The organism is Coriobacteriaceae bacterium, assembly GCA_025757745.1.
Classification (GTDB): domain Bacteria; phylum Actinomycetota; class Coriobacteriia; order Coriobacteriales; family Coriobacteriaceae; genus Collinsella.
The window spans coordinates 520,929-544,456 of the sequence record CP107217.1; the positions used below are offsets into that span (position 1 = coordinate 520,929).

Consider the following 23,528-nt stretch of genomic DNA (forward strand, 5'->3'; position numbering starts at 1 on the left):
CGGGCGGCACCGCAGCCGCCAGGGTGCAGGCCTTTTTAGGCAAGTGCAGCTTTGATGGCGGGACTTTCTGCGAGCTGCTCGGCTGCCTTTTCGTCGGAGCTGTCGAGTGCTGCCAGACTGCGGTAGACCCACTCGTTGACCTGGGTGTTCTTGACGCCTGCGGTCTGCATAAGGGCGCCTACCTCGCGGATTGCTGCGAACAGATCGGCTTTGGGACCCGCGAGCTCGACCTCGATGCCGTGGTAGGCGGACACGCCGCGGTTCTCACTCACATGGTCGATAAAGCCCTCGACGGTCTCAAGCTGCTGGGCGAGAGCAGCATCATCGTCAGCGTCCAGCGCGACGAGTGCGTTCGATACCGTGAGGGCGGGATGTCCGCAGGGGACAAAGTCTTCGATGACATCCATAGCTTCGGTAATGGTTGAGCCCAGGCCTGCGAGGGCATTGACGAGTTGCTGCTTGGTATCCATAGCGGTCCTTTCGATGAAGTGTTTGCTCGGCGAAAATATACGTGACGTGTCCGGTAGCAAAAGTGCGAAGTGCGGCGCACATTAGGGTCTTCACAGCTCGTGCATAGAGCAGCTGTCTGCCTTTAGAACGTGGTAAGATAGCTATCCACGAGCGGGGTTCACCCCGCGTGTTCCTTGAAAAGTCGACGGTTATCGGGTGTTTGCAGCCCCGATGCCATCCAGACTTTCCCGACATTCGGGGGCGACTGGTTTCGACACGATAGCTCTGAGAGAGGAAGCAAGCCGAGGTCTCCTCGCCTCGTTAAATAGGGGTACCGTCAAATTGAATTGACAACAACTCTTCTTTTGAGCCTATGGCTCTCGCTGCTTAGTTTATAGCGGCGCGTCAACCCGGTGATTTCCCCGACACCGGCGCGACGTCATGTTAGGGGAATGCTCCTGCGCACGTAATCGGTATGGCGCAGGCTAAGACCGAACCGGTTAGGACGCCGCGAGCGTGTCGCTGCGCGCAAAGCGTCCGAGACAAAACCAGCGACTGAGCTTGGAGATGCCAATCAGGGGGCTTTCGTGGACCGGAGTTCGATTCTCCGCGCCTCCACCAATAGTTACAGGCAGGTAGAGAAGTGTTTCTACCTGCCTTTTTTTATTACTTACAGATACCGCGGAGAATCGAACTCTGTGCAGGGCGCGGGCGTAAAGAAAACGCGTGAGCGTTTTTAGCCCGCGGGCGAGGACGCCGGCAGGCGGCCGAAGCCGGTGCGGATTTGCGAAGCAAATACGCGGATTCTCCGCGCAACCCGCCGACCCGGAAGGGATGCGATGCCGATCGAATCCCCGCCCCGAATTGACTACTCTGGGGAGGGTGGCTCGACTGCCCAGACCTCTCAACTCCCAAAACACATGCGCCCTCCGTTGTAAAACTGGGTAGAAGAAGGCCAAAACGAAACAGTAGGAGGTCAACATGACTGCAGAAGATAAGGCAAAGAACGCCGGAAAGGTCGCGCTCGTTTTGGAGGGCGGCAGTTTTCGCGGACAGTTTACCGCAGGCGTGCTCGACGTTCTCATGGAGGCCGGCGTCGAGATTCCGGCTGTTTATGGTGTATCGGCCGGCGCCCTCAACGGCGTGAACTACAAGTCGCACCAGATCGGCCGTGCCAACCGCATCAATCTGGCTTTCTGCAACGACAACCGCTTCATGGGTGCCGCATCGTTTGCGTCCACGGGTTCTATTGTGGGCTACGACTTTATCTTCAATGATGTCCAGGACCGCCTGGATCCCTTTGACAACGAGACGTTTGATGCGAGCCCCATCGAGATGTACGCCGTCGCGACGGACATGCTCTTTGGAACCGCCGCGTACCTGCCGGTCAAAAGCGCCGTGCTCGACCTCGATGCCGTGCGCGCCTCGACGTCGCTGCCGCTGGTGACGCCGCCGGTCGAGATTGACGGGCACAAATACGTCGACGGTGGCGTAGCCGATTCGGTTCCCATCGAGCACGTGCTGGAGGAGGCGGGCTTCGATCGCGCGGTTGTCATTGTCACGCAGGACCGCTCGTACGAGAAAAAGCCCTACGAGTTTATGCCCGCCGCGCGCGCCCGCTATGCCGACTACCCCTACCTGCTCGAGGCTATCGAGACGCGCCACGAGCGCTATAACATCCAGCGCATGCATCTGTGGAAGTATGAGCGCGAGGGCCGCGCGCTGGTCGTTGCTCCGCAAAAGCCAGTCGAGGTCGGCCACGTTGAGCACGATCCAGCAAAGCTCCTCGACCTGTATATTCAGGGCCGCCAGGAGGCAAAGCGCCTACTGAGTGATATCGAGGCATTTGTCGAGCGCTAGTGTCGCGACATCATGACCCATGGACGACATGTGCAGAAAGTCTGGTCAGAACCAAAATACCTGTTGACTCGGGCGACGAGCGGGGTAATATGGACGGGTTACTTGCAGAGCCCCGTGAATCTCTGTAACAACACGTACTGTACATGGAGGAGTCTAAGTGATTTCGAAATCGACTCACTACGCCAAGCAGGGCGAGGTCCAGCGCAACTGGGTTCTCGTCGACGCCGATGGTGCTGTCCTGGGCCGTCTTGCCACCCAGATCGCAATGATCCTGCGCGGTAAGAACAAGCCCCAGTTCACGCCCAACAGCGACTGCGGCGACTTCGTTGTCGTCATCAACGCCGATAAGGTCCAGCTTACCGGTAACAAGGCCGACACGAAGACCTATTATCGCCACAGCGGCTACAACGGCGGCCTCAAGGCTGAGAGCTTCCGCCAGGCTATGGAGAAGCACCCGGAGAAGGTCATCGAGCGCGCCGTTCGCGGCATGCTGCCCAAGACCACCCTCGGCCGTGCCCAGATGACCAAGCTTAAGGTCTACGCTGGTGCCGAGCATCCGCACGCTGCCCAGAACCCCACGAAGATTGAGCTGGAGGCTTAAAGATGGCTGAGAACACCGTTGTCTACCAGGGTACCGGCCGTCGTAAGAACGCCGTCGCCCGCGTCCGTCTCGTCCCCGGCACCGGCAAGGTGACCATCAACAAGCGTGACGCCGAGCAGTATTTCGGCCGTCATCAGCTCGTTGAGAACGCCCTTGCTCCCTTCAAGGTGACCGACACCGCCGGTCAGTTCGACGTTATCGCTCTGTGCGATGGCGGCGGCATCTCCGGTCAGTCCGGCGCTCTGCGCCTGGGCATCGCTCGCGCTCTTCTGAACGCTGGCGACTACCGTGCTGACCTCAAGAAGGCCGGTTTCCTTACGCGCGATGCTCGCGTGGTCGAGCGCAAGAAGTACGGCCTCAAGAAGGCTCGCCGCGCTCCCCAGTTCTCCAAGCGCTAAGGTTTTATCTCCTTACGAGATACAATGTACAAGCGGGGCCTGCCGATTGCTCGGCGGGTCCCGCTTTTCTTTTTCGACTAGGGTGGGCGACTGCGTTTTGCCCACTTGGGAAGGAGCGATCCTATGCCCCAGAACATCTTCGGTACCGATGGCGTCCGCGGCGTCGCCAACGCCGACCTCTCGTGCGACCTCGCGTTTCGTCTTGGCCGTGCGGCGACCAAGTTCCTTGGTCCGGACATTTGCATCGGCCGTGACACGCGTCTTTCGGGCACCATGCTCGAGAGTGCTCTGACCGCCGGCATTATGGCCGAGGGCGGCCGACCGCACTGCTGCGGCGTTATCCCTACGCCGGCCGTGGCACTGCTCACCGTCCAAAACGAGCTCGACGGCGGTATCGTCATCTCTGCTTCGCACAATCCGCCGGAGTTCAACGGCATCAAGTTCTTTAGCCGCAAGGGCATGAAGCTTCCCGATGCTGTCGAGGAAGAGATCAGCGCCTGGGTCATGTCCGAGGAGGCCATGGCTGCCGACACGCTGCCGACCGGCGCCGGTGTGGGTCACATCATCAAGATGAAGGACGCCCGCAAGGCATATGTCGATCATGCCATCAGCACGCTCGACGGCCTTAAACTCGATGGCCTGGTTGTTGCTGTCGACTGCGGCCACGGTGCTTCTTGCCAGACCACGCCCGCCGCACTGCAGCGCCTGGGCGCCACGGTCCATGCCATCAACACCGATTACTGCGGCACCGACATTAACGTCGAGTGCGGCTCCACTCATCTTGAGCCCCTGCGTGAGCTCGTGCTGCGCACCCACGCCGACATCGGTCTGGCTCACGATGGCGACGCCGATCGCGTGCTGTTCGTGGACAGCGAGGGCAACGAAATCGATGGCGACTACATCCTGGCCATCTGCGGCTCCGACTTGGCCGCTCGCGGCAAGCTCGCCAACTCCGAGATCGTCTCGACCGTTATGTGCAACCTAGGCTTCTCCATCGCCATGAAGGAGCAGGGCTTCGAGATGGTCCAGACCGCCGTGGGCGACCGCTATGTTCTCGAGCGTATGCTCGAGGACGGTGCCGTCATCGGCGGCGAGCAGTCCGGCCACATCATCTTCCTGGAGCACAACACCACCGGCGACGGCTTGGTGACGGCCCTGCAGCTTCTGGCCGTGCTCAAGCGCACCGGTCGCACCCTCACCGACCTTGCCGGCATCATGAAGAAGTACCCGCAGGTACTTGTCAACGTACATTCCGACAATAAGGCCGGCCTGGACGATTGTCAGCCCATTTGGGACGCCGTCGCTGCCGTCGAGAAGGAGCTCAACGGTCGCGGCCGCATTCTGGTACGTCCGAGTGGCACCGAGCCGCTGGTCCGTGTGATGGCCGAGGCCGAGACGCACGAGTTGACCCAGCGTGTGGTTGACGACATCGTCGAGGTTGTCAAGCGCGAACTTCCCTAATGGTCAAAAACGGGTGCCAAGTGGTAAACTGTTAAAGTTATTTTGATTGATTGGTATGTCCGAGGGGGAGCATGTTCACTAAAGTCCTGAGGTCTTTTGGTATGCGTGGTCGAGTCCTTACGCTGGATGCTCCCATCTCGGGCGACGTCATTCCGTTATCCGAGGTCAAAGACCAGACGTTTGCTACCGGCCTTTTGGGCCAGGGCGTGGCGATTCAGCCTACCGGCACGCGTGTGATTGCGCCGGCAGACGCCAAGGTCGAGGCCATTTTTCCCACGGGTCACGCCGTTGCGCTCAACACGGTCGATGGTCTAGACGTGCTCATCCATGTTGGTTTGGACACTGTCCAGCTTGAGGGCAAGCATTTTAGCGTGCATGCACAGGTGGGTGATGTCGTCCATAAGGGCGACGTGCTCATCGAGTTCGATCGCGAGGCAATTGCTGCCGAGGGTTACGATGTGACGGTTCCCATCTTGGTGTGCAACTCTGTTGAGTTCTCGAGCATCAAGGGCTCCGTTGGCGAGCATGTCGAGGAGATGGATCAGCTCATCGTTGCTCGCGAGCGCTAGTCGCTCCGCTTGGCCTTTAGCCTACAATTCAATCACGTTTACGGAGGGCGCCCTTGAAAGAGGGCGCCCTCCGTGGCAAGATGGGGATTGTCCGAAGCTAAACAGCTTTGGGTCACCGTGGACGGGCAGGGGCCTCGACGCGGTTAGACACGAGACACATATATTACGCGACCTCGCCCTGGTGGCCGCACACGTTGGTTGCGGCCGACGCGGGCCGCGGGCAAGTGCTTGTAAGGGGAGCCTTGCCTCTCTTGTACGAGAAAGGACGCGTAATGAAAATCATTAAAGCTAAAGACTACGAGGATATGAGCCGCAAGGCCGCCAATATCATCTCGGCCCAGGTTATCCTCAAGCCCGATTGCGTGTTGGGTCTTGCCACCGGCTCCACCCCGATTGGCGCTTACAAACAGCTCGCTGCTTGGTACGAGAAGGGTGACATTGACTTCGCCGAGGTCAGCACCTATAACCTGGATGAGTATCGTGGTCTTTCGCACGACGATCCCCAGAGCTATCACTACTTTATGCGCGAGAACTTCTTCGATCACATCAATATCGATCTGAACAACACGCACGTGCCCGATGGCTCCAACCCCGATGCCGCCGCTGCCTGCTCCGAGTACGACAAGATCGTCGCTGCCGCCGGTTACCCGGATCTGCAGCTGCTCGGCATTGGCAACAACGGGCACATCGGCTTTAACGAGCCCGATGACCACTTCTCCAAGGGCACGCACTGCGTCGACCTCACCGAGAGCACCATTCAGGCCAACAGCCGCCTGTTCGACAGCATCGATGACGTGCCCCGTCAGGCTTACACCATGGGCACCCAGACCATCATGTATGCCCGCATGATCCTGGTTGTCGCCAACGGCGAGGCCAAGGCTCAGGCCGTGCACGATATGTGCTATGGTCCGGTTACGCCCAAATGCCCGGCTTCGATCCTGCAGCTGCACACCAACTGCGTTGTCGTTGCTGACGAGGCCGCTCTTTCGCTCTGCGAGTAACGCGATCAAGCGATCTTACATAGCTTTTCAAAAGGCCCTCGCTTTGCGGGGGCCTTTTTAGTGGACATACGCCGTGGCGTATACATGACGGAAACCTTGCCGCGTGCTTGACTGGAGGGTTTTAAATTTTTGTGATTCATTCTATAGCAGATTCTATGCACATTTGCCACCATAGAGTCGCAGGCGGTAGCGAGGAGTAGGCGAGTTGCGCAACTCAAATAAAAATAGCCGACTGCGCTACACTGCAAATGGGATGGGACATGCTGGCAAGCGCATTGACCTGCGCAAAGACCTATTGGTCGGGGGATAAGTTACCATCGGGCCTCGCTGTACAAAAACTTGCCAAACACGTACCGGCAGACAATTAAAAACTCTAAGTCGCGCTATTCACGGGGCGGCTCATATGGTCCTGCAGCTACGGTGTCCATATGGTCGAGTTGAGGAGCAAGCATGGTAAACGATCTGGGCAATACGGACGACCTCGAGTTGATGCCGACGGGCGGCGGCTATATGGTGCGGCGCGATCGCTTGATGAACGAGCTCATCGTTAAAGGGCGCAAGGCGGGAATTGTTTTGCTCTACGCGCCCGATGGGTTTGGCAAGACGTCGGTGTTGCTGCAATACGTGCAGGAGGTTAAATCGGACCCCACGCGAGGGCCGGTTCGGATTATCGAGGCCGACCGCGCGATTGGACGCGAGCTCTTTATGCAGCTCGAGGTTGTCGCCGATGAGCTTAAGGACAAACCTCATTCGCTCGTTGCGATCGATAACGTGCCCAATCTCGAGCAGCACGAAACCGAGGACCTCATCGATCGAATCCGCAGCTTACGTGCTACGGGGACGGGGGTCTTTATTGCCTGCCGCCCCTCCAACCGATTGCTTATCCACGGGCTGGGCGATTCTGTAAAAGTCAATGCGCAGATGCTCAAGGTGCACGCCTATGAGTATTCGTCATGGGCCACGGCGTTCTCAATCAGCACATCGCTTGATTTCTATCGGCTCACACAGGGTGTACCCGAGCTGGTATCTGCCCTGCAGACGGGAATGTATGGACAGGGCGATGTTGCCGGGTTGCTCGAGAACGAAATCGTCAACGTGTACGGTGCGGCGCTGGCCGATCTCGCATCGCTCGAGAACAACCTGTTGTTTACCGTTGCCTGTTTGATGGTACTGATGGGCGAGGGCCGCATTGCGGAGCTAGAGGCGTGCGGCGTGAGGCTTTCGATGGTCGACCAGTCCATCTTTGTGCGCGATTATCCGATTTTTGGCGTGGATCCGTCTGATCGCACCTTTAGGTGTTTGGGCGCTAAGGACAACGCGCGCCTGAGGCTGCGAAAGCTTGTTGCCGAGATCCGTCCCGAACTTGTATCGCGGGCTGCTCGCATTTTGATCAAGGCGGGCCGATGCGATTTGGCCATGGACCTGGCCGACGCGTTCTTGGACCGCCATGTGGTATTGGAACTTGCCGGGCAGTATGGGGCCGATCTTGCCCTGACCGGGCACGGAGGGGACATTTGCCGTGCGGCGTCGGCGATGATCAATGCGGAAAAGCAGGAGCAAGAGCCGGCACCCGCCGAGGCACTCGGCGTGTATCTGGCGGCTGTCAGCGTGTGCAATACAAAGCCAGCAAGGTATATGGCGTCCGTTATCGAACGTGTGGGTGACCAGGCGGCCCGCGAGGTCGACCCCGCTACCTGGAAAATAGCCCAGGCGCTTACTATCGCCTTTTACGGCGACAATGACCTGGGGCTTCCCGCCAACCCTGTTGTGCAAGAACAGACATCCTGCGAGGTGCTCGACATGCTGTCCGCGCATATCGAGGTCAAGCGCCACCTAACCGAGCGAGCGGAAGACGGCAATGTTCTCGCGAAGCTCAAGGCGTGTAAAGCTTATGATTGCGAGCTCGACATCGCGGGGATTCTCATACAGGCCGACCATATGCTGGTGGAGCTGTTCGACGGCTCGTTTACTAAACCCGACGAACGCGATGACAAGATGGCGCAGATACTCGAGGCACTCGATATCCGCGGGCTTAAGGCGCCATCCATTTGGCTGCGTATGGTGTTGGCGGCGCGGCGCCTGCTCGCGGGCTTGCCCGTGACCGACGATGTGGCGTTTGGCGAGCTCGACCGCTTTGCGGTGCGTGTTCGCGACAATCAAATTCAGCTGTTTGGGTTATTGCTGGAGGGCTGGCAATCGCTGGCGGAGGGGCGGCCGGTCAACGCAAAGTTCCGTGCGGTCCAGGTGCTCAAGCTTGCCGACGAATCGATTACGTACATGCGCGAAAACGCTTTGCTGCTGGAGCGCGTGGCGTATCTGCGCAATACGTCGCTGGTATCGGTTCGCGAAGAGGCGGAGCTGCTCGATATTAGCAAGACGCAGGTCGGCGGCTCAGAAGCCTGGGTCGTGGCGCTGCACCTGGCCGCTGCAGGCCGCGATAGCGATCTTGCTGCCTGGATGTCTATGAATCGCTCGGGGATTTTAGACCCATCGTATCGTCTTTTTGCACGTCTTGCGATGCATTGCCTGGGCGAGCCTGCCGTTAGGATTCGCAAGAAGCTTCCGGTGCGTGAGCTGTCGCGGTATTCACTACGCGATGATTTTGAGGGCGAAAGCGAGCACCTGTTCCAGGCGGGCGAGGTTGAGGCTGTCGATACGATCGGCCATATTGAGATGCGCATGTTTGGCACATTTCGCGCCGAGCGCGACGGCTTTCCCATCACGGATAAGATGTGGCGTCGCAAAAAGGCGGCAACACTTGCCGAGCGGCTCGCGTTGGGCATGGATGCCATGGTCGACCGCGAGACAATCGCCATGGAGTTGTGGCCCCATGCCGAGTTTAGCGCGGCGCGCAACAATCTGTATTCGACGGTATCGCGCTTGCGCTCGGCTTTGGGTCCAACGCCGGATGGCAAGTCGTGCGTGCTCATCCAAAACGAGTGCATAGGGCTCAACGGCGACTACGTTAAGACCGATGTAAGGCTCTTTGACCAGCTGAGCCGCGAGATCCTGGGAAACCGTATGGGCGCGAGAGGCCCTCACCTGGTTGAGCTTTGTCTTAAGGTTGAGCAGCTCTACGCGGGGCCGCTGTATGTTCCCACCGGTTGCAACCCCACGTTTTTTACGCGCATGCGCCACATTATGCAATCCAAGTACATCGACTGCATGATTAGGGGAGCGAATGCCGCTCTCGAGGAAAATGACCTGCAATCGGCAATTTGGCTCGTTGAATCGGGGCTTCGCCAAGAGACTGCGCGCGAGGACATGGTTCGCTGTGCCATGCGCGTTTACGGTGCGGCGGGACGACGCCGCGATGTTGTCGAGCTATACAGCGGCCACATGCACCACCTGCGAGAGCAGGTTCAAGGCGTGCCCGAGCCCGAGACAAGGCGCCTGTATGAGCGCCTGGTCGAAGGCAGGCTCAAGCGCGTGCTTGTCGAGCGATAAAAAACGGGCGCCCGAATCACTCGGACGCCCGCAGACTACTCGGTATGGCCAGTCGGTTTTAGACGAGCTTGATCTTCTCGATATCCTTGCGCGAGGACTCGCGATACAGCGAGAACTTGCGGCCGATAACCTGAACGACGTCGGCGTGGCAGCGCTCGGCGAGCTCCTCGGCGGCCTCGCGGGCAGAAAGGCTGGAGCCGTCCAGCACGGAGCACTTAACGAGCTCGTGCTTCTCCAGGTAGGCGACCGTCTGCTCGACGGTGCCTTCGTTGACATCGGACTTACCGATGATGATGGCGGGGTTGAGGTGATGGGCCATGCTGCGAAGCTGCTTGACCTGGGCTCCTGTCAGTGCCATGGGTTCTCGCTTTCTATGTATGGGGCGCCCCGCAATGGGGCCTTAATCTACGTGAGCTGTCCCAAGATAGCGCAGGAACGGCGTGGTGTGGAGCGCGTTTGCCCAGTTCGCAAAGAATGCGGATGCCGGGCGGGAAGACGATGCAAGCTTTAGATGGGCTACGGGCGGGGTACGGAGACCGGCTCCCAGGCGATAAACGCCCATCGGACTTTGCGGATGTGGTCGAGCATGTAGCGTCCCTGCGGTACGCCCTTGGATCCCGGCTCACCGGCATGCGGGTTCTCGATCATGTGGTGGGCGATATAGTTGCGCAGGCGGTCGATCTTGTCCTCGTTGCCGTGCTCGAGCATGCGAGAAAAGTCTGCCACGCCTGCCTCGAGACTATCGAAGGTGTCGCGGCGGGGTGATTCAAAATACGTGACCTGTGGCAGTGCACCCATCTGAATAAGGATGTTAAAGGCGTACACAAAACCATTGCTGCAGGTAACCGAGGCGCCGATGGCATTCATCAAGTGCAGGTCATAACGCGGGCTCGAGTTGGCGACCATCGTAACGGCACAACGCCGACGAGCCGTTCGATCAAGCTTGGCAAGTGCGCCTTTTAGGTTGGTCGTGGTGACAGAGCGACTGGCAAAGGCAACATCCACCGCTTTTGCGACCGGTCCAACCAAATCCCAATCATCATCCCAAGCAAGCTCAAGCGGTGTAATGCAATCCTCGAGCCCATAGTACTCAATGCCAGCATCAAGCGTGCCCAACATAGCAGGAGAGAAGTCGGCAGCAATTACGGAATGCCCAGCCTGAGCAAGCGGAATAGCAATCGACCCAGCCCCACACCCCATATCGAGCACCGACTCACCAGGCTCAAGCGCCAACAGCTTTATAAAATCCCGAGCATACGGGGCAGTCTCCAGTGGACGAAAATGCCGAGCCCGCTTATCCCACTCAAAAGAATCATCAGCCCGATGCCGATCAGCTTGCAAGCGCATCCATTCGTCATTCCAATCAGCAGAAAGAAGCTCAGAGCGAGCATCCCCATCAACCACGGGCCAACCTCCTAGCAACAAAAAAGCGACTCCTCCCAAAAGAAGAGCCGCAACCAGCATATATCAGAAAGAACCGATCCAACGCCAAACCGCCATACCAGCAAAGTAGGGCAGAAGCGAAGCGACTGCCAAAGGGATAGAACCCAACCGAGGTCCCGTTGTGCGTGAGCCCCGGGGAGGGCAAATATATAAGGTCGATCGCGAGTTCCGCACGAGCCGGAGAGCACTTAATGTGCTCTCCGTGCGAGTCAGGACTGTCCGAGCAGGCGACCTTATATATTTGCCCTCCCCGGGGCTCCTCGCCAGTCCCCCTCAGCTAGTTCTTCAGCGAGTTCAGCGGTGCCGGGAAGCGTCCACCACGGTGTGCAAGCACGGTGCCGGCGTTGGGGTTCACCGGCATGATGGGTGCACGGCCAAACAGGCCGCCGTACTCAACGCAGTCGCCCACGCCCTTGCCGATAGCGGGAATCACGCGCACGGCCGTGGTCTTATTGTTGATGACGCCGATGGCCATCTCGTCAGCGATAATGCCGGCGATGGTCTCGACCGGGGTGTCGCCGGGGATGGCGATCATGTCCAGGCCAACGGAACACACGCATGTCATGGCCTCGAGTTTCTCGAGCGAAAGCGCGCCGGCCTCGACGGCGGCGATCATGCCGGCGTCCTCGGACACGGGGATAAAGGCGCCCGAGAGACCGCCCACGCTGGAGCTGGCCATGACGCCGCCCTTCTTGACGGCATCGTTGAGCATGGCGAGCGCGCAGGTCGTGCCGGGGCCACCGCAGGTGCCCACGCCGATGATCTCGAGGATGCGCGCGACGGAGTCGCCGATGGCGGGCGTGGGAGCCAGCGACAGGTCGACAATGCCCTTTTCGACACCCAGGCGACGGGCGGCCTCGCGGCTCATGAGCTCGCCGGCACGGGTGATCTTAAAGGCGGTCTGCTTAATCTTTTCGGCGACTTCCATCATCGATGCGGAATCGGGCAGCGTCTCCAGGGCTGCAGCCATAACGCCGGGACCCGAGACGCCTACGTTGATGACGGCGTCGGCCTCGCCACCTCCGTGGACGGCACCCGCCATAAACGGGGAGTCCTCGACCATGTTGGCAAAGCAGACAAACTTGGAGGCGCCAACGGAATCCTCGTCTGCCGTAAGCTTGGCGGCATCGATGATGGTCTGAGCCGCCATGAGCACGGCATCCATGTTGATGCCGGCGCGCAGGCTAGCGACGTTGACGCTGGAGCAGACGCGGCTGGTGGCGGCGAGCGCCTGGGGGATGGACTGGATGACACGGCGGTCGGCGTCGCCGATGCCCTTCTGGACGAGCGCGGAGAAGCCGCCCAGGTAATCGATGCCGAGCGTCTCGGCCGCGCGGTCGAGGGCATGCGCGATAGGGGTGAGGTTCTCATCCTTGCAGCAAGCGGCAATCTGCGCCACCGGGGTGACGGAAACGCGCTTGTTGACGATGGGGATACCGTACTCGCGCTCGAGGTTCTCGGCGGTCTCGACCAGGTGCTCAGCCGTGTGCGTCACGTGGTCGTAGATCTTCGTGCACATGCGGTCGAGGTTCTCGTCACCGCAACCCATGAGCGAAATGCCCATGGTGATGGTTCTGATGTCGAGGTTCTGTTCCTCAACCATGCCGCGGGTTTCCGCGATTTCTGCGGGCGTGATTGCCATCCTTGCGCTCCTATCTGCCAAAACGAGCATAGTCTTATCTATTCTAACGTGCCGCACGTGCCAAGTGGCGCGTGCGGCACGTTTTGGTGCTCGGTTGTTTCCGTTGTGTTACTGCCCAAAGACCTCTTCGGCGATGCGCGCGCTTTCGGCGGCGTCCTTGGCGTAGTAGTCCGCGCCGATCTGCTTGGCATATTCGGGGGTGAGCACGGCGCCACCTACGATGATCTTGACGCCCGGCACCTCGGCATGAAGCAGCTTGATGGTCTCCTCCATGGCGACGACCGTGGTAGTCATAAGCGCCGAGAGGCCGACGAGCTTAATGTCGCGTTCCTTGACGGTCTTGAGCACCTCCTGCGGGTCGACGTCGCGACCCAGATCAAAGACGGTGTAGCCGTAGTTATCGAGCAGCATCTTGACGATGTTCTTACCGATGTCGTGGATGTCGCCCTTGACGGTGGCCACGCAGATTTTGCCCTTGTCGGCAATCTCGCCGGCGGGCATCAGGCGCTTGATGGTGTCAAAGCCAGCACGCGCGGCCTCGGCCGAGGCCATGAGCTGCGGCAAGAAGAACTTTCCCTGGTCAAAGAGGACTCCGACCTCGTCGAGGGCGGGGATAAAGTGGTTGTTGATGAGGTCCATGGCGTCGTGATCTGCCAGAAGACGTTCGGTCTCGGCTGCGATCTCGCCTTTGCGGCCCGAGACGACCATGTGGCGGATGGGATCGTCATCGGCGCTTGCGGTGGTGCTTGCGGCAGGCGCGGCATCGCTCGATACTGCTTGAGCTGCTGCCGGGTTAGCGGCGATCTTGTACGGATCGGTCCAGCCGGCGTAGCGTTCGATGTATCCGGTCGAGCCCTCGTCCTCAACGCTCAAGACGCGATAGCTGTAGACGGTATCCATAAAGCGCTTGGAGCCCGGGTTCATGATGGGGGCGTCCAGACCCGCGCCAAAAGCGGCGGCCAAAAAGACCGAGCCCAGCAGCGGGCGAGCGGGCAGGCCAAAGCTGATGTTCGACACACCGAGCGCGCACTTGACGCCCAGGCGCTCCTTGCACAGGGACATGGCGCGCAGGATCTGTTCGGCCTGGCGTTGATTGGTCGAGGCGGTCATGACCAGGCAGTCGATGAGGATGCGGTCCGGTCCGATGCCGTAACGGGCAGCCTCGGCCACGATGCGCTCGGCGATGGCGAAGCGAGCCTCGGCAGTATCGGGGATGCCGCCTTCGTCGAGTGTGAGGCCGACGACGTTGGTGCCGTAGTGGGCGACTAGCGGGAAGATCTCATCCATGATCTGCTGTTTGCCATTGACCGAGTTGATGATGGGCTTGCCGGCGTAGCGGCGCACGGCTGCCTCGACGGCTGCGGGGTCGGTGGAGTCGATCTGCAGCGGCAGCAGCGTGGAGCCCTGGAGCTGCTCGGTCGCCTGCTGGATGATCTTGACCTCGTCGATCTCGGGCAGGCCTACGTTGACGTCCAGGATGTCGGCGCCCTGTTCCTGCTGGCTGATGCCCTGGCTCACGACGTAGTCTAGGTCGCCGTCGCGCAGGGCCTGTTGCAGGCGCTTTTTGCCGGTGGGATTGATGCGCTCGCCGATGACGGCGATCTTGTGGCCGTCACAGGGAAGGTCCACGACCGTCTGGGCGCTCGTGACCGACATACTGGGCTTGCGGTGACGTGGGCTGGGCGTGTGGTTGTCGATGAGGGTGCGAAGTGCCGCCATGTGCGTGGGCGTGGTGCCACAGCAGCCACCCACGACGCTCACGCCGTCCTCAATCATGCCGGCGACGGCCTCGGCGTATTCGGGTGCCTGGATGTCAAAGACGGTATTGCCGTCATCGTCCACGCGGGGCAGTCCCGCATTGGCCTGCACCATAACGGGCTTGTCCGTAACGGTGAGCATGCGTGCGGCGAGCCCTCGGAGCTCGGCCGGTCCCTGGCTGCAGTTGATACCCAAAACGTCGGCGCCGATGGCGTCGAGCGTAATGGCGGCCACCTCGGGACTCGTGCCCAGGAACGTGCGACCGTCTTCCTCAAAGGTCATGGTGGCAAAGACGGGCAGGTCGGAGTTCTCGCGGCAGGCGAGGACGGCCGCCTTGATCTCGGCAAGGTCGGTCATGGTCTCGATAATAAAGAGGTCCACACCCGCATCGACGCCGGCACGCACTTCCTCGGCAAAGAGGTCATAGGCCTCGTCGAAGCTCAGGGTGCCCAAGGGGCGAAGCAGCGCGCCGATGGGACCGATATCGCCGGCGACGTAGTGGGCGCCGGCCGCGCGGGCGCAGGCGACGGCGGCGGCAAAGACATCTGCCACGGTGGCGGCACCGTCGAGCTTGTGGGCGTTGGCACCAAAGGTGTTGGCGGTGATTACGTCGCAGCCAGCCTCGACGTACTGACGCTGAATATCAGTGATAACCTGGGGCTCCTCAAAGTTGAGCAGCTCGGGCAGGGCGCCGGCCTTCATGCCGGCCGCCTGCAGCATGGTGCCCATGCCGCCATCGAACAGCAGGTGCCCCGTGCCCTCGATGGCGGCGCGCAGGCGATCGTCCTTAATGCGAAGGTCGCCGATCGTGCGCGTCTTGTACGTGGCGCCGTTACAACGCGCAGTATTGACGGGCGCTGCCAGCGCGGTACCGTCGGAATCATGAGTGATAAGCGGAGTAAACATCGAGGGCTCCTAATGGCTGGAATAGCAGGTGGTGTGGGCGGCGCGGAAGCGACAGTGCTCGCGCATGCGGCAGATATTGCAGGTGGGGCGGCTCTGGGCGTCGTGGACCTCGCCGTCAAACAGACCGATCACCGCGGTCACGCTCTTTGTGGGCATGAGCAGGCTGGTAGGCGTGACGGTAAGCCCGATGAGCCGCGTAGCGTTGAGCGCAGCAACGATTGAGCGCTGGGCCGTAAGCGGGCAGTCGCCGTAGCCGGGACTGAAGCGCCAGTTACCGGCGAGTCCGTGTGCGGCGGCCGCAGCCTTGACCTGCTGGTCCATCTGCTCGACGGCGGCTTCTACATAGGCAGAGCATGCGGCGTCGAGCACGGCTCCCTCCAGGGGCTGCTGGGCTCCCGTGGTGCGCAGACGACGCTCGGCGTCCATGCCGAGGGTGCATGCCATGAGTGCGGCAAAGCGGGCGTCTTTGAGGTGGCGATAGATATCGCGACCGCGCAGCTCAACGTTGGTGCCGACCAAGCGAATGCAAGGATCGCCCTGTTCATCGACTCCCGTGGCATCGATGGCAAATGTGCGGCGCACGCCGCGGGGCTCAATGTCCAGCTCCAGACGCTCAACGACAAGCTCAATACGCTGCGACAGCTCTGGCTCAATCTGCTGGCCGCCGTAGCCCAGGTAGCGCAGCATCTCGGCACGGTCGACACGAGGGTGGTGGGCAGCGTCGATACGATAAAGCGCCGGCGACGCAAGGTCGGCCGGCACTTCAACAACGGTTATATCGGCGTGCGGTTTTTCCATTACCCCAGGCGCTCCATAATGGTCGCGGCGATTGCAGGACGGTTCATAGTGTACAGGTGCAGACCGTCGGCACCGTGCTCCTTAAGGTCGCAAAGCTGACGAGCAGCATAATCTACACCGGCCGCCTGCAGGCTCTCGGGGTCGTTCTCGTACTTGGCGAGAATCTTGATGACGGGGGAGGGCAGCGACGCACCGCACATAAAGACCATGCGGCTGATCTGCGACTTGCCCATAAACGGCATGATGCCCGCGGTAATGGGCACGGTGATGCCGGCCTTGTCGGCAAGCTCGCGAAAACGGTAAAAGCACTCGTTATCAAAAAAGAGCTGCGTCACAAAGAAGCTCGCGCCGGCGTCCTGTTTTTGCTTGAGGTGCTCGACCGAGAGGTTGAGATCCTCGCAGGCAATGTGGCCCTCGGGGTAGGCTGCGGCACCCACGCAAAAGCCGGCGTCGACGAGCTCGGGGATAAGGTCGCGGGCGTAGGCGTAGTCCGAGGCGGGCTTGTCGTCCTCGGTCGCGCCAGCGGGAAGATCACCGCGCAGGGCCAGGATGTTTTCAACGCCGGCGGTGCGATACTCGTCGATCTTGGCGGCGATGTCGGCGTGGGTGCGGCCCACGCAGGTGAGGTGCGCTACCGAGGGCGTATCGAATTCGCTCGAAATCATATGCGCGATGGGGGCGGTGGTGGCACCGTTACCCGAGCCGCCGGCTGAGCAGGTGACCGAGACAAAGCTCGGCGAAAGCTTGCACAGATTGCCTGCCACTTTGCGAGCCGTGTCGAGGGTCAGCTCGCCCTTGGGTGGGAACATCTCAAACGAAACGGGTACGGTGCCCTGGGATGCTGCCTGCTTAAAAAGCTCGTCGACGCGCATATCGTGCTCCTTTAGATACGTAATAGTGCGATGTGTTGTAAGGATTCTACAGCACCACTGTGCCACGATGGAGTTTCACTCGCTATTTGGGGATACCAATCGAAAATGCTTCGCTATCGGCATTTCCTATAACAGTGCGGTCAATGTAGGATGGGGCTATATCGAATGGTATCTGATACGAAATACCAGTTAATAAAGCCCCGTCCCAAATTGACTACCCTTAAACCATGGGGAGAGGTCTGCAATTTATGCAGTTGATTGGCTGTTGAGGGTGGCAACGCCGCCTCGATAGGGTAACCTCATTGATTGGTTTCGCGACAGCAACATAACGGTAATGTCGCGGAAACACGGCGAGTCTAAGCTATGACTCGTTCGTTAGTAATCAACACCGCTTCTCACGCGGTGCCGATACGAAGGGAGTTCCGTATGGCCGAACTTACTGACCGCTTCGGGACCATGGTGTTCTCTGAGGAAGTCATGAAGGATTACCTCCCCAAGGACATTTGGAAGCGCCTTGCTGCAACCCTCGAGGGCGGTGAGCCGCTCGACCTGGACGTGGCCAACGCCGTTGCTCATGCCATGAAGGTCTGGGCCATCTCCAAGGGTGCGACGCACTACGCGCACTGGTTCCAGCCGCTTTCGGGCATTACTTCCGAGAAGCACGATAGCTTCCTGGAGCCCAACCACGACGGCACCGCCATTACCAAGTTTACGGGCAAGAACCTCATCCAGGGCGAGCCGGACGCCTCCAGCTTCCCCAACGGCGGCCTGCGCGCTACCTTCGAGGCCCGTGGCTACACCGCTTGGGATCCCACTAGCCCCGCCTTTATCAAGGACGATGTCCTGTGCATCCCCACGGCTTTCTGCTCCTACACGGGCGAGGCCCTGGACAAGAAGACCCCGCTGCTGCGTTCCATGACCGCGCTCTCGCGTGAGTCTAAGCGCGTTTTGGCGCTGTTTGGCAAGACCCCCAAGAAGGTCGTTCCTTCCGTGGGCGACGAGCAGGAGTACTTCCTGATCAAGAAGGACGCCTATCGCAAGCGCAAGGACCTGGTCATCACCGGCCGCACCCTCTTTGGTGCTGCTCCCTGCAAGGGCCAGGAGCTCGAGGAGCACTACTTTGGCGCTATCCGCCCCACCGTCTCGGCCTATATGAAGGACCTGGACGATGAGCTGTGGGCGCTTGGCATTCCCGCCAAGACCAAGCACAACGAGGTTGCTCCCTGCCAGCATGAGCTCGCACCGGTCTATGGCGAGGTCAACGAGGCCATCGACCAGAATCTGGTCATGATGGAGAAGATGAAGCTCATCGCCTCCCGCCACGACTTGGTCTGCCTGCTGCACGAGAAGCCCTTCGAGGGCATCAACGGTTCGGGCAAGCACAACAACTGGTCGCTTGGCACCGAGTCCGAGAATCTGCTCGATCCGGGCGACACCCCGCTCGACAACCTGCAGTTCATCGTCTTCCTCACCGCGGTGATCGAGGCCGTCGATAACTATCAGGAGCTCCTGCGTGCCTCCGTTGCCTCTGCCGGCAACGACCATCGTCTGGGCGCCAACGAGGCTCCTCCGGCGATTATGTCCATCTTCCTGGGCGACCAGCTTACCGAGGTCGTCGAGAAGATCATCGATGGCAAGGCTTCCGTCCATGCCACGCGCGGCGTGCTCGACCTGGGCGCCGATACCCTGCCCAAGCTGATGCAGGACAACACCGACCGCAACCGCACCTCCCCGTTTGCCTTCACCGGCAACAAGTTCGAGTTCCGTGCCTGCGGTTCCGAGCAGAACGTTTCCGACTCCAACCTGGTGCTCGATGCCGCCGTGGCCAAGTCGCTCAAGTCCTTCGCCGACGCGCTTGAGGGTACGCCCGAGGATGAGTTCCAGGACGCCGCGCTCGAGTACTGCAAGAAGGTCCTGACCGACCACCAGCGCATCCTGTTCTCCGGTGATGGCTACTCTGACGAGTGGCCCGTTGAGGCCGAGAAGCGCGGTCTTGCCAACAACAAGACCACGGCTGACGCCCTGCCCGCCTTTGTTTCCGATAAGGCCATTGCGCTCTTTGAGGAGACGGGTGTCCTGACCAAGGCCGAGGCCCAGTGCCGCTACGACTGTAAGCTCGAGAAGTACAACAAGCTCATGAACATCGAGGCCACCACGATGGTTCGCGAGGCGCGTCGTACCTATCGCCCGGTCATTACCGCCTATGCCACCAAGGTCGCTAAGGGCCTTGAGACTATTCGTGCCGCTGGTGCGGAGGCCGCCATGCAGTGCGAGCAGAACACGCTCAACAAGCTCTGCAACGGCATCACCACCATCAACGACTCCATCAAGGCGCTCGACGCCGTGCATCAGAAGGCCGAGGCTCTCGATGGCCAGGAGCAGGCCAACGTGTACGCGCACGAGGTCGTTCCCGCTATGGATACGCTGCGCGCCGCCGTGGATGCCATGGAGGAGATCGTGGCCGCCGACTACTGGCCGGTCCCGACCTACGACGACATTCTGTTCTATGTGTAACAGACACGTTTGATTTTGCGTGTGAAGGGGTCTCGCCTGTGTGAGGCCCCTTCTTTTTTGCCGCTTTGACCTGCTTTGAACTTGCAGCCGAGCGGGCGTTTCACGCGGGACATCTTAAAAGTTGTAACCTGTTTTGGCACGCGGACGTTTCGGCCGTTTGTTCATAAAGGGGAGGATTATCCGATGAAGGTATTCGATATCGTGTTTAGCCCGACCGGCGGAACGGAAAAGGCGTCTGGCTACATTGCCAATGCGTTGGAAGGGGAAACCGTTGCTGTAGATCTGACCGATAGCGGGCTTGGTTTTCGCACGGTTGCGATGACAAAAGAGGATGTAGCCGTGATCGCGGTACCCTCGTATGGCGGGCGAGTCCCGGCTGTGGCTGCGGAGCGCTTGGGTATGATGCGGGGAAACGGTGCGCAGGCGGTTCTGGTTTGTGTTTACGGAAACCGCGCGTATGAGGACACGCTGGTCGAGCTTGAGGATGCGGCGAAAGATGCGGGCTTTCGGGTGATCGCGGCGGTTTCTGCCATCGCCGAGCATTCTATTGTTCGCCAGTTTGCAGCCGGTCGGCCTGATGCACAGGACGCGGCGCAGCTCGCTGGGTTTGCGGATCAGATTCGGCAAAAGATGTCTGCAGGAGATGCTTCTGAGCCGGCTATTCCGGGTAATCGTCCCTATAAGAAGGCCGGGGGTACCGGCATGGTGCCTAGGGCCACAAAGGAGTGCACCGCCTGCGGGGCTTGCGTCGCAGCGTGTCCCGTTGGCGCTATCGATAAAGACGATCCCAAGCGGGTGGACAAAAAGGCCTGCATTTCCTGCATGCGCTGCATTGCCGTATGTCCGTGGGGCGCTCGCGCGGTAAATCCCGTCATGCTCTCTGCGACTACCAAGATGTTGAGCAAAGTTTGTGCCGAGCGGAAGGAGTGCGAGCTGTTTATCTAGCGCAGGGGCTTTGAGTCTTCTTCATCTAATGTCAAGAAAGAACGAACCCGTGCGATGGTAACTCGCACGGGTTCGTACATTTTTGAGTTGGTGCCCCCAGCGGGATGTCCGCGTGCGGCTGGCGCCGCCCGCTTCCGCTGCGTCGCTTCACTCCTTGCGCACTGCGCTGGAAAACGCTTGCGCGTTTCCTCAGCTCCGCACCCTGTCGGGTTCGAATCCCGGCACATGGGTAGCAAAAAGCCCGCTACCGAATTGGCAACGGGCTTCTCAGATTCTGTGGTGCCCCCAGCGGGATTCGAACCCGCGATATCCACCTTGAAAGGGTGGCGTCCTTGGCCGCTAGACGATGGGGACAGCGGGAAAGAGTATAGCAGACTTTTTTGCCGGCGCGTATATCGTTGGCAAACTGGAAAACCACCACACAGGAGCTGGCTCCCTATCCTGATTTTCAAATATCTCAATCTGTAACATCTGGGCGGGCAAATCGGCTCTATCTGTTACAGATCGAGACAAACGGCGGGCGTCGGGACGAATATCTCAATCTGTAACAGTAAGACGACTTTTAACGGTCTAGATGTTACAGATTGAGACAAACTGCCGTGGCAGGTCAAAACCACCACAAAGGTGCCTGTCCCCTTTGTGGTGGCGGGGCGTTAGAGGAGGAGCTTCATCGCGGCGTCGTGGGCGGCGTGCTCGTAAGTGTCGTCGAGGGGCTTGAGCGGCAGCAGAGCGGTGGCCCGTGCATCGCCACGGCGCTCGAGAGCGTGGGCGATGAGCCAGTCGGCGAGCTCGGGGTTCTTGGGCAGTGCCGGTCCGTGTAGGTACGTGCCGATGACGCCCTTGTAGATGATGCCCTCAAAGCCATCGTCGCCGTTGTTGCCGGTACCCGTGACGACGGACGTTCCGAGCGGCGTGGCCTCTGCATCGAGCAGGGTGCGGCCGCCGTGGTTCTCGAATCCCACAAAGGGCTCGGGTGACAGGTCGGTCTTGACGGCGACGTTGCCGATCAGACGGTCGGAGCCGCGCACGGTCTCGGCGGCAATGACGCCCAGGCCCTCGATGCGATTCTCGCCCATATAGTACGAATGGCCGAGCAGCTGATAGCTGCCACAGATAGCGAGCAGCGAGCCGCCATCCTCAACATAGGCCGCGACCTTGTCTTTTTGAGCGAACAGCTCGTGTGCCACGGCCAGCTGATCGCGGTCGGAGCCACCGCCCATCATGACGATGTCGGCGTCGGTGAGATCGAGCGACTCGCCCATACGGACCTCGTCCACGCGCACGGGGATGCCACGCCAGGCGCAGCGGCGCTCGAGGGCAATGACGTTGCCGCCGTCGCCATAGAGGTTGAGGGCATCGGGATACAGGTAGACGATGCGTAGCGGGCGCGAAAGCTCGACCGGCGCAATGTCGGTGGGGACAGCGCTGCCATCGGCGCGCGTTACGGCGTGGGAGGCGACCGAGCTCGCATCGGTGCTCTTAAGCTCGTCGAGCTCCTTGATCAGCGGCGGGAAGGCCGTGTAGTTGGCGACGGCGTAGAAAGTATCACCAGCCTCCTCGTCCGCCACGGCACCGATCGCCTGCTCGATATTCGAGATGATGGCGGAGTCGATGCCGGCGTACTTCAGGCGTACCTGCATATCGTGCGCGCGTGTACCCCCGACAAAGGCGATAAGACCTGGGGTATCGGCGATGCGCTCGAAGTCGACGTCGTAGATCCACGATACATCGTGGCCGTCGGCGTCGTTGTCGTTCAGGAAGAAGGCGCAGAGCCTGCCGCCTGCCGTTTTAATGGACTGGATCTGGCGATCGAAGCCCACGGGATTTTTGGCCAGATTTGCCTCGACGGTACGGCCAGCGATTTCCCAGCGGCCCATGCGCCCGCCGGCGGGGACGTAGGCATCGAGCGTGGGCTGCAGATGCGCCGCGTCCACGCCCAGCTCGCGCGCCGCAAAGAAGGCGGCGGCAACGTTGTAGACCATGTACAAGCCGTTGTAGCGCGTGGCGATGTGCGTTGCGGGTGCGTCGGTATTGGGTCCAAAGTTCAGGTCAAAGCCGTAGCCGTCGCAGGTGAGCTCAACGCCTGTCACGCGACGGAGCAGCGCTGGGCGACTCCAGCCGCACGAAGGACAATGATAGGCGCCGAGCTGGCCGTATTGCACGTAGTCGTACTCCAACGGGGTGTTGCACTGCGAGCAAAAGCGCGAGTCGCTAATGCGGTCAGACTCGGTGTCGGTGGCGCCGTCGATGCCAAAGGCGATGCTTGCATTGGGAACGCGCGCGGCGATCGCGGCGCACAGCGGGTCGTCGGCGTTATAGATGAGCGTCGTTGTCGGCGAAAGCTCCAGCGCGTGGGCGATGACGTCCTGGGTGTGGTCGATCTCACCGTAGCGGTCCAGCTGGTCGCGGAACAGGTTGAGCAGCACAAAGTAGGTCGGCTTGAGCTTGGGCAGGACGCGCACCGTGTAGAGCTCGTCGCACTCAAAGACGCCTACGCGCTTGCTGCTGGCGGTTCGCTTAAGGTTGCCGCGCGCCTCGAGCAACGCGCCCACCACGCCCGGCTCCATGTTGTTTCCGGCACGGTTGCATACCACGGTGGCGCCGCTGGCGGCAACGGCATCGGCGATGAGGTTGGAGGTGGTGGTCTTGCCGTTGGTGCCGGTGATCACCACGCTGCGGTCGACAAGGCCCGCGAGGTCGCTTAGCAGCTCGGGGTCGATCTTCATGGCGATACGGCCGGGGAGTACGCCGCCCTGGCGCTTAAGGACGGAGCGCAGTCCCCAGCGGGCGATATCGCTCGAGGTGCAGGCGAGAGATGAGCGGAAGTTCATGAAGCCGTTCCTAACGTGAATGACATGGTCGT

Annotated in this window: 17 protein-coding genes, 1 tRNA gene and 1 other RNA gene; 10 read left to right on the forward strand and 9 right to left on the reverse strand. The window is 60.4% G+C overall.

Features of this window, described 5'->3' with window-relative positions:
* Positions 1-35: 35 nt before the first annotated feature.
* Positions 36-470 carry a hypothetical protein gene (locus OGM60_02115; protein ID UYI99605.1) on the reverse strand — a complete coding sequence of 145 codons (435 nt, stop codon included), beginning with the start codon at positions 468-470 and terminating at the stop codon, positions 36-38.
* Positions 471-707: 237 nt separating this feature from the next.
* Between OGM60_02115 and ssrA the strand changes: the two genes are divergently transcribed.
* From ssrA to OGM60_02155, 8 genes are all read left to right on the forward strand, one after another.
* Positions 708-1,071, forward strand: a transfer-messenger RNA (tmRNA) gene (ssrA, locus tag OGM60_02120).
* A 360-nt stretch (positions 1,072-1,431) separates the two neighbouring features.
* Positions 1,432-2,310, forward strand: coding sequence for a patatin family protein (locus tag OGM60_02125; GenBank protein ID UYI99606.1), 879 nt, complete (start codon positions 1,432-1,434; stop codon positions 2,308-2,310).
* A 157-nt stretch (positions 2,311-2,467) separates the two neighbouring features.
* Positions 2,468-2,911 (forward strand): 50S ribosomal protein L13, encoded by a 444-nt coding sequence (rplM, locus tag OGM60_02130; protein UYI99607.1) that lies wholly within the window; start codon positions 2,468-2,470, stop codon positions 2,909-2,911.
* 2 nt (positions 2,912-2,913) lie between these two features.
* Positions 2,914-3,309, forward strand: coding sequence for a 30S ribosomal protein S9 (gene rpsI, locus OGM60_02135; protein UYI99608.1), 396 nt, complete (start codon positions 2,914-2,916; stop codon positions 3,307-3,309).
* Positions 3,310-3,432: 123 nt separating this feature from the next.
* On the forward strand, positions 3,433-4,770 hold the full coding sequence (gene glmM, locus OGM60_02140; GenBank protein ID UYI99609.1) for a phosphoglucosamine mutase: 1,338 nt from the start codon (positions 3,433-3,435) through the stop codon (positions 4,768-4,770).
* A 71-nt stretch (positions 4,771-4,841) separates the two neighbouring features.
* The gene (locus OGM60_02145) at positions 4,842-5,339 is read left to right on the forward strand and encodes a PTS glucose transporter subunit IIA (protein ID UYI99610.1); all 498 of its coding nucleotides are present in this window, start codon (positions 4,842-4,844) and stop codon (positions 5,337-5,339) included.
* A 272-nt stretch (positions 5,340-5,611) separates the two neighbouring features.
* Entirely contained in the window at positions 5,612-6,340 is a 729-nt protein-coding gene (gene nagB / locus OGM60_02150; GenBank protein ID UYI99611.1) for a glucosamine-6-phosphate deaminase, read from the forward strand.
* A gap of 450 nt (positions 6,341-6,790) precedes the next feature.
* A complete protein-coding gene (locus OGM60_02155; GenBank protein ID UYI99612.1) occupies positions 6,791-9,787 on the forward strand; it encodes a hypothetical protein in 2,997 nt (998 codons plus the stop codon).
* Positions 9,788-9,845: 58 nt separating this feature from the next.
* Here the strand turns inward: OGM60_02155 and OGM60_02160 are convergent, their stop codons facing one another.
* The 6 genes from OGM60_02160 to OGM60_02185 form a co-directional block, all read right to left on the reverse strand.
* A complete protein-coding gene (locus OGM60_02160) occupies positions 9,846-10,145 on the reverse strand; it encodes a YhbY family RNA-binding protein (GenBank protein UYI99613.1) in 300 nt (99 codons plus the stop codon).
* A 158-nt stretch (positions 10,146-10,303) separates the two neighbouring features.
* Positions 10,304-11,134: a methyltransferase domain-containing protein gene (locus OGM60_02165; protein UYJ00143.1), complete on the reverse strand. Its 831-nt coding sequence runs from the start codon at positions 11,132-11,134 to the stop codon at positions 10,304-10,306.
* Between the two features lie 373 nt (positions 11,135-11,507).
* Entirely contained in the window at positions 11,508-12,872 is a 1,365-nt protein-coding gene (locus OGM60_02170; protein ID UYI99614.1) for a PFL family protein, read from the reverse strand.
* Positions 12,873-12,980: 108 nt separating this feature from the next.
* Entirely contained in the window at positions 12,981-15,536 is a 2,556-nt protein-coding gene (locus OGM60_02175; GenBank protein ID UYI99615.1) for a homocysteine S-methyltransferase family protein, read from the reverse strand.
* Positions 15,537-15,545: 9 nt separating this feature from the next.
* On the reverse strand, positions 15,546-16,334 hold the full coding sequence (locus OGM60_02180; protein UYI99616.1) for a hypothetical protein: 789 nt from the start codon (positions 16,332-16,334) through the stop codon (positions 15,546-15,548).
* Positions 16,334-17,206 (reverse strand): methylenetetrahydrofolate reductase, encoded by an 873-nt coding sequence (locus tag OGM60_02185; protein UYI99617.1) that lies wholly within the window; start codon positions 17,204-17,206, stop codon positions 16,334-16,336. The genes OGM60_02180 and OGM60_02185 overlap by 1 nt, the downstream gene beginning before the upstream one ends.
* 426 nt (positions 17,207-17,632) lie before the next feature.
* On the opposite strand from OGM60_02185, the gene OGM60_02190 reads away from it, so the two are divergent.
* Positions 17,633-19,720 carry a glutamine synthetase III gene (locus tag OGM60_02190; protein ID UYI99618.1) on the forward strand — a complete coding sequence of 696 codons (2,088 nt, stop codon included), beginning with the start codon at positions 17,633-17,635 and terminating at the stop codon, positions 19,718-19,720.
* 183 nt (positions 19,721-19,903) lie between these two features.
* Positions 19,904-20,665, forward strand: a complete 762-nt coding sequence (locus tag OGM60_02195) for a 4Fe-4S binding protein (GenBank protein ID UYI99619.1) — start codon at positions 19,904-19,906, stop codon at positions 20,663-20,665.
* A 277-nt stretch (positions 20,666-20,942) separates the two neighbouring features.
* Here the strand turns inward: OGM60_02195 and OGM60_02200 are convergent.
* Both OGM60_02200 and OGM60_02205 read right to left on the reverse strand, forming a co-directional pair.
* A tRNA-Glu gene (locus OGM60_02200) sits at positions 20,943-21,019 on the reverse strand.
* Between the two features lie 299 nt (positions 21,020-21,318).
* Positions 21,319-23,496 (reverse strand): MurT ligase domain-containing protein, encoded by a 2,178-nt coding sequence (locus tag OGM60_02205; protein ID UYI99620.1) that lies wholly within the window; start codon positions 23,494-23,496, stop codon positions 21,319-21,321.
* Positions 23,497-23,528 lie beyond the last annotated feature (32 nt).

What these genes read in the sequence shown, in the direction of transcription:
- OGM60_02185 (UYI99617.1), bottom strand. Translation starts at nt 17,206, where the DNA reads ATGCGCGTCGACGAGCTTTTTAAGCAGGCAGCATCCCAGGGCACCGTA.
- OGM60_02180 (UYI99616.1), bottom strand. Translation starts at nt 16,334, where the DNA reads ATGGAAAAACCGCACGCCGATATAACCGTTGTTGAAGTGCCGGCCGAC.
- OGM60_02160 (UYI99613.1), bottom strand. Translation starts at nt 10,145, where the DNA reads ATGGCACTGACAGGAGCCCAGGTCAAGCAGCTTCGCAGCATGGCCCAT.
- rpsI (UYI99608.1), top strand. Translation starts at nt 2,914, where the DNA reads ATGGCTGAGAACACCGTTGTCTACCAGGGTACCGGCCGTCGTAAGAAC.
- OGM60_02155 (UYI99612.1), top strand. Translation starts at nt 6,791, where the DNA reads ATGGTAAACGATCTGGGCAATACGGACGACCTCGAGTTGATGCCGACG.
- nagB (UYI99611.1), top strand. Translation starts at nt 5,612, where the DNA reads ATGAAAATCATTAAAGCTAAAGACTACGAGGATATGAGCCGCAAGGCC.
- glmM (UYI99609.1), top strand. Translation starts at nt 3,433, where the DNA reads ATGCCCCAGAACATCTTCGGTACCGATGGCGTCCGCGGCGTCGCCAAC.
- OGM60_02195 (UYI99619.1), top strand. Translation starts at nt 19,904, where the DNA reads ATGAAGGTATTCGATATCGTGTTTAGCCCGACCGGCGGAACGGAAAAG.
- OGM60_02175 (UYI99615.1), bottom strand. Translation starts at nt 15,536, where the DNA reads ATGTTTACTCCGCTTATCACTCATGATTCCGACGGTACCGCGCTGGCA.
- OGM60_02115 (UYI99605.1), bottom strand. Translation starts at nt 470, where the DNA reads ATGGATACCAAGCAGCAACTCGTCAATGCCCTCGCAGGCCTGGGCTCA.
- OGM60_02145 (UYI99610.1), top strand. Translation starts at nt 4,842, where the DNA reads ATGTTCACTAAAGTCCTGAGGTCTTTTGGTATGCGTGGTCGAGTCCTT.
- OGM60_02205 (UYI99620.1), bottom strand. Translation starts at nt 23,496, where the DNA reads ATGAACTTCCGCTCATCTCTCGCCTGCACCTCGAGCGATATCGCCCGC.
- OGM60_02170 (UYI99614.1), bottom strand. Translation starts at nt 12,872, where the DNA reads ATGGCAATCACGCCCGCAGAAATCGCGGAAACCCGCGGCATGGTTGAG.
- OGM60_02165 (UYJ00143.1), bottom strand. Translation starts at nt 11,134, where the DNA reads ATGCGCTTGCAAGCTGATCGGCATCGGGCTGATGATTCTTTTGAGTGG.
- OGM60_02125 (UYI99606.1), top strand. Translation starts at nt 1,432, where the DNA reads ATGACTGCAGAAGATAAGGCAAAGAACGCCGGAAAGGTCGCGCTCGTT.
- OGM60_02190 (UYI99618.1), top strand. Translation starts at nt 17,633, where the DNA reads ATGGCCGAACTTACTGACCGCTTCGGGACCATGGTGTTCTCTGAGGAA.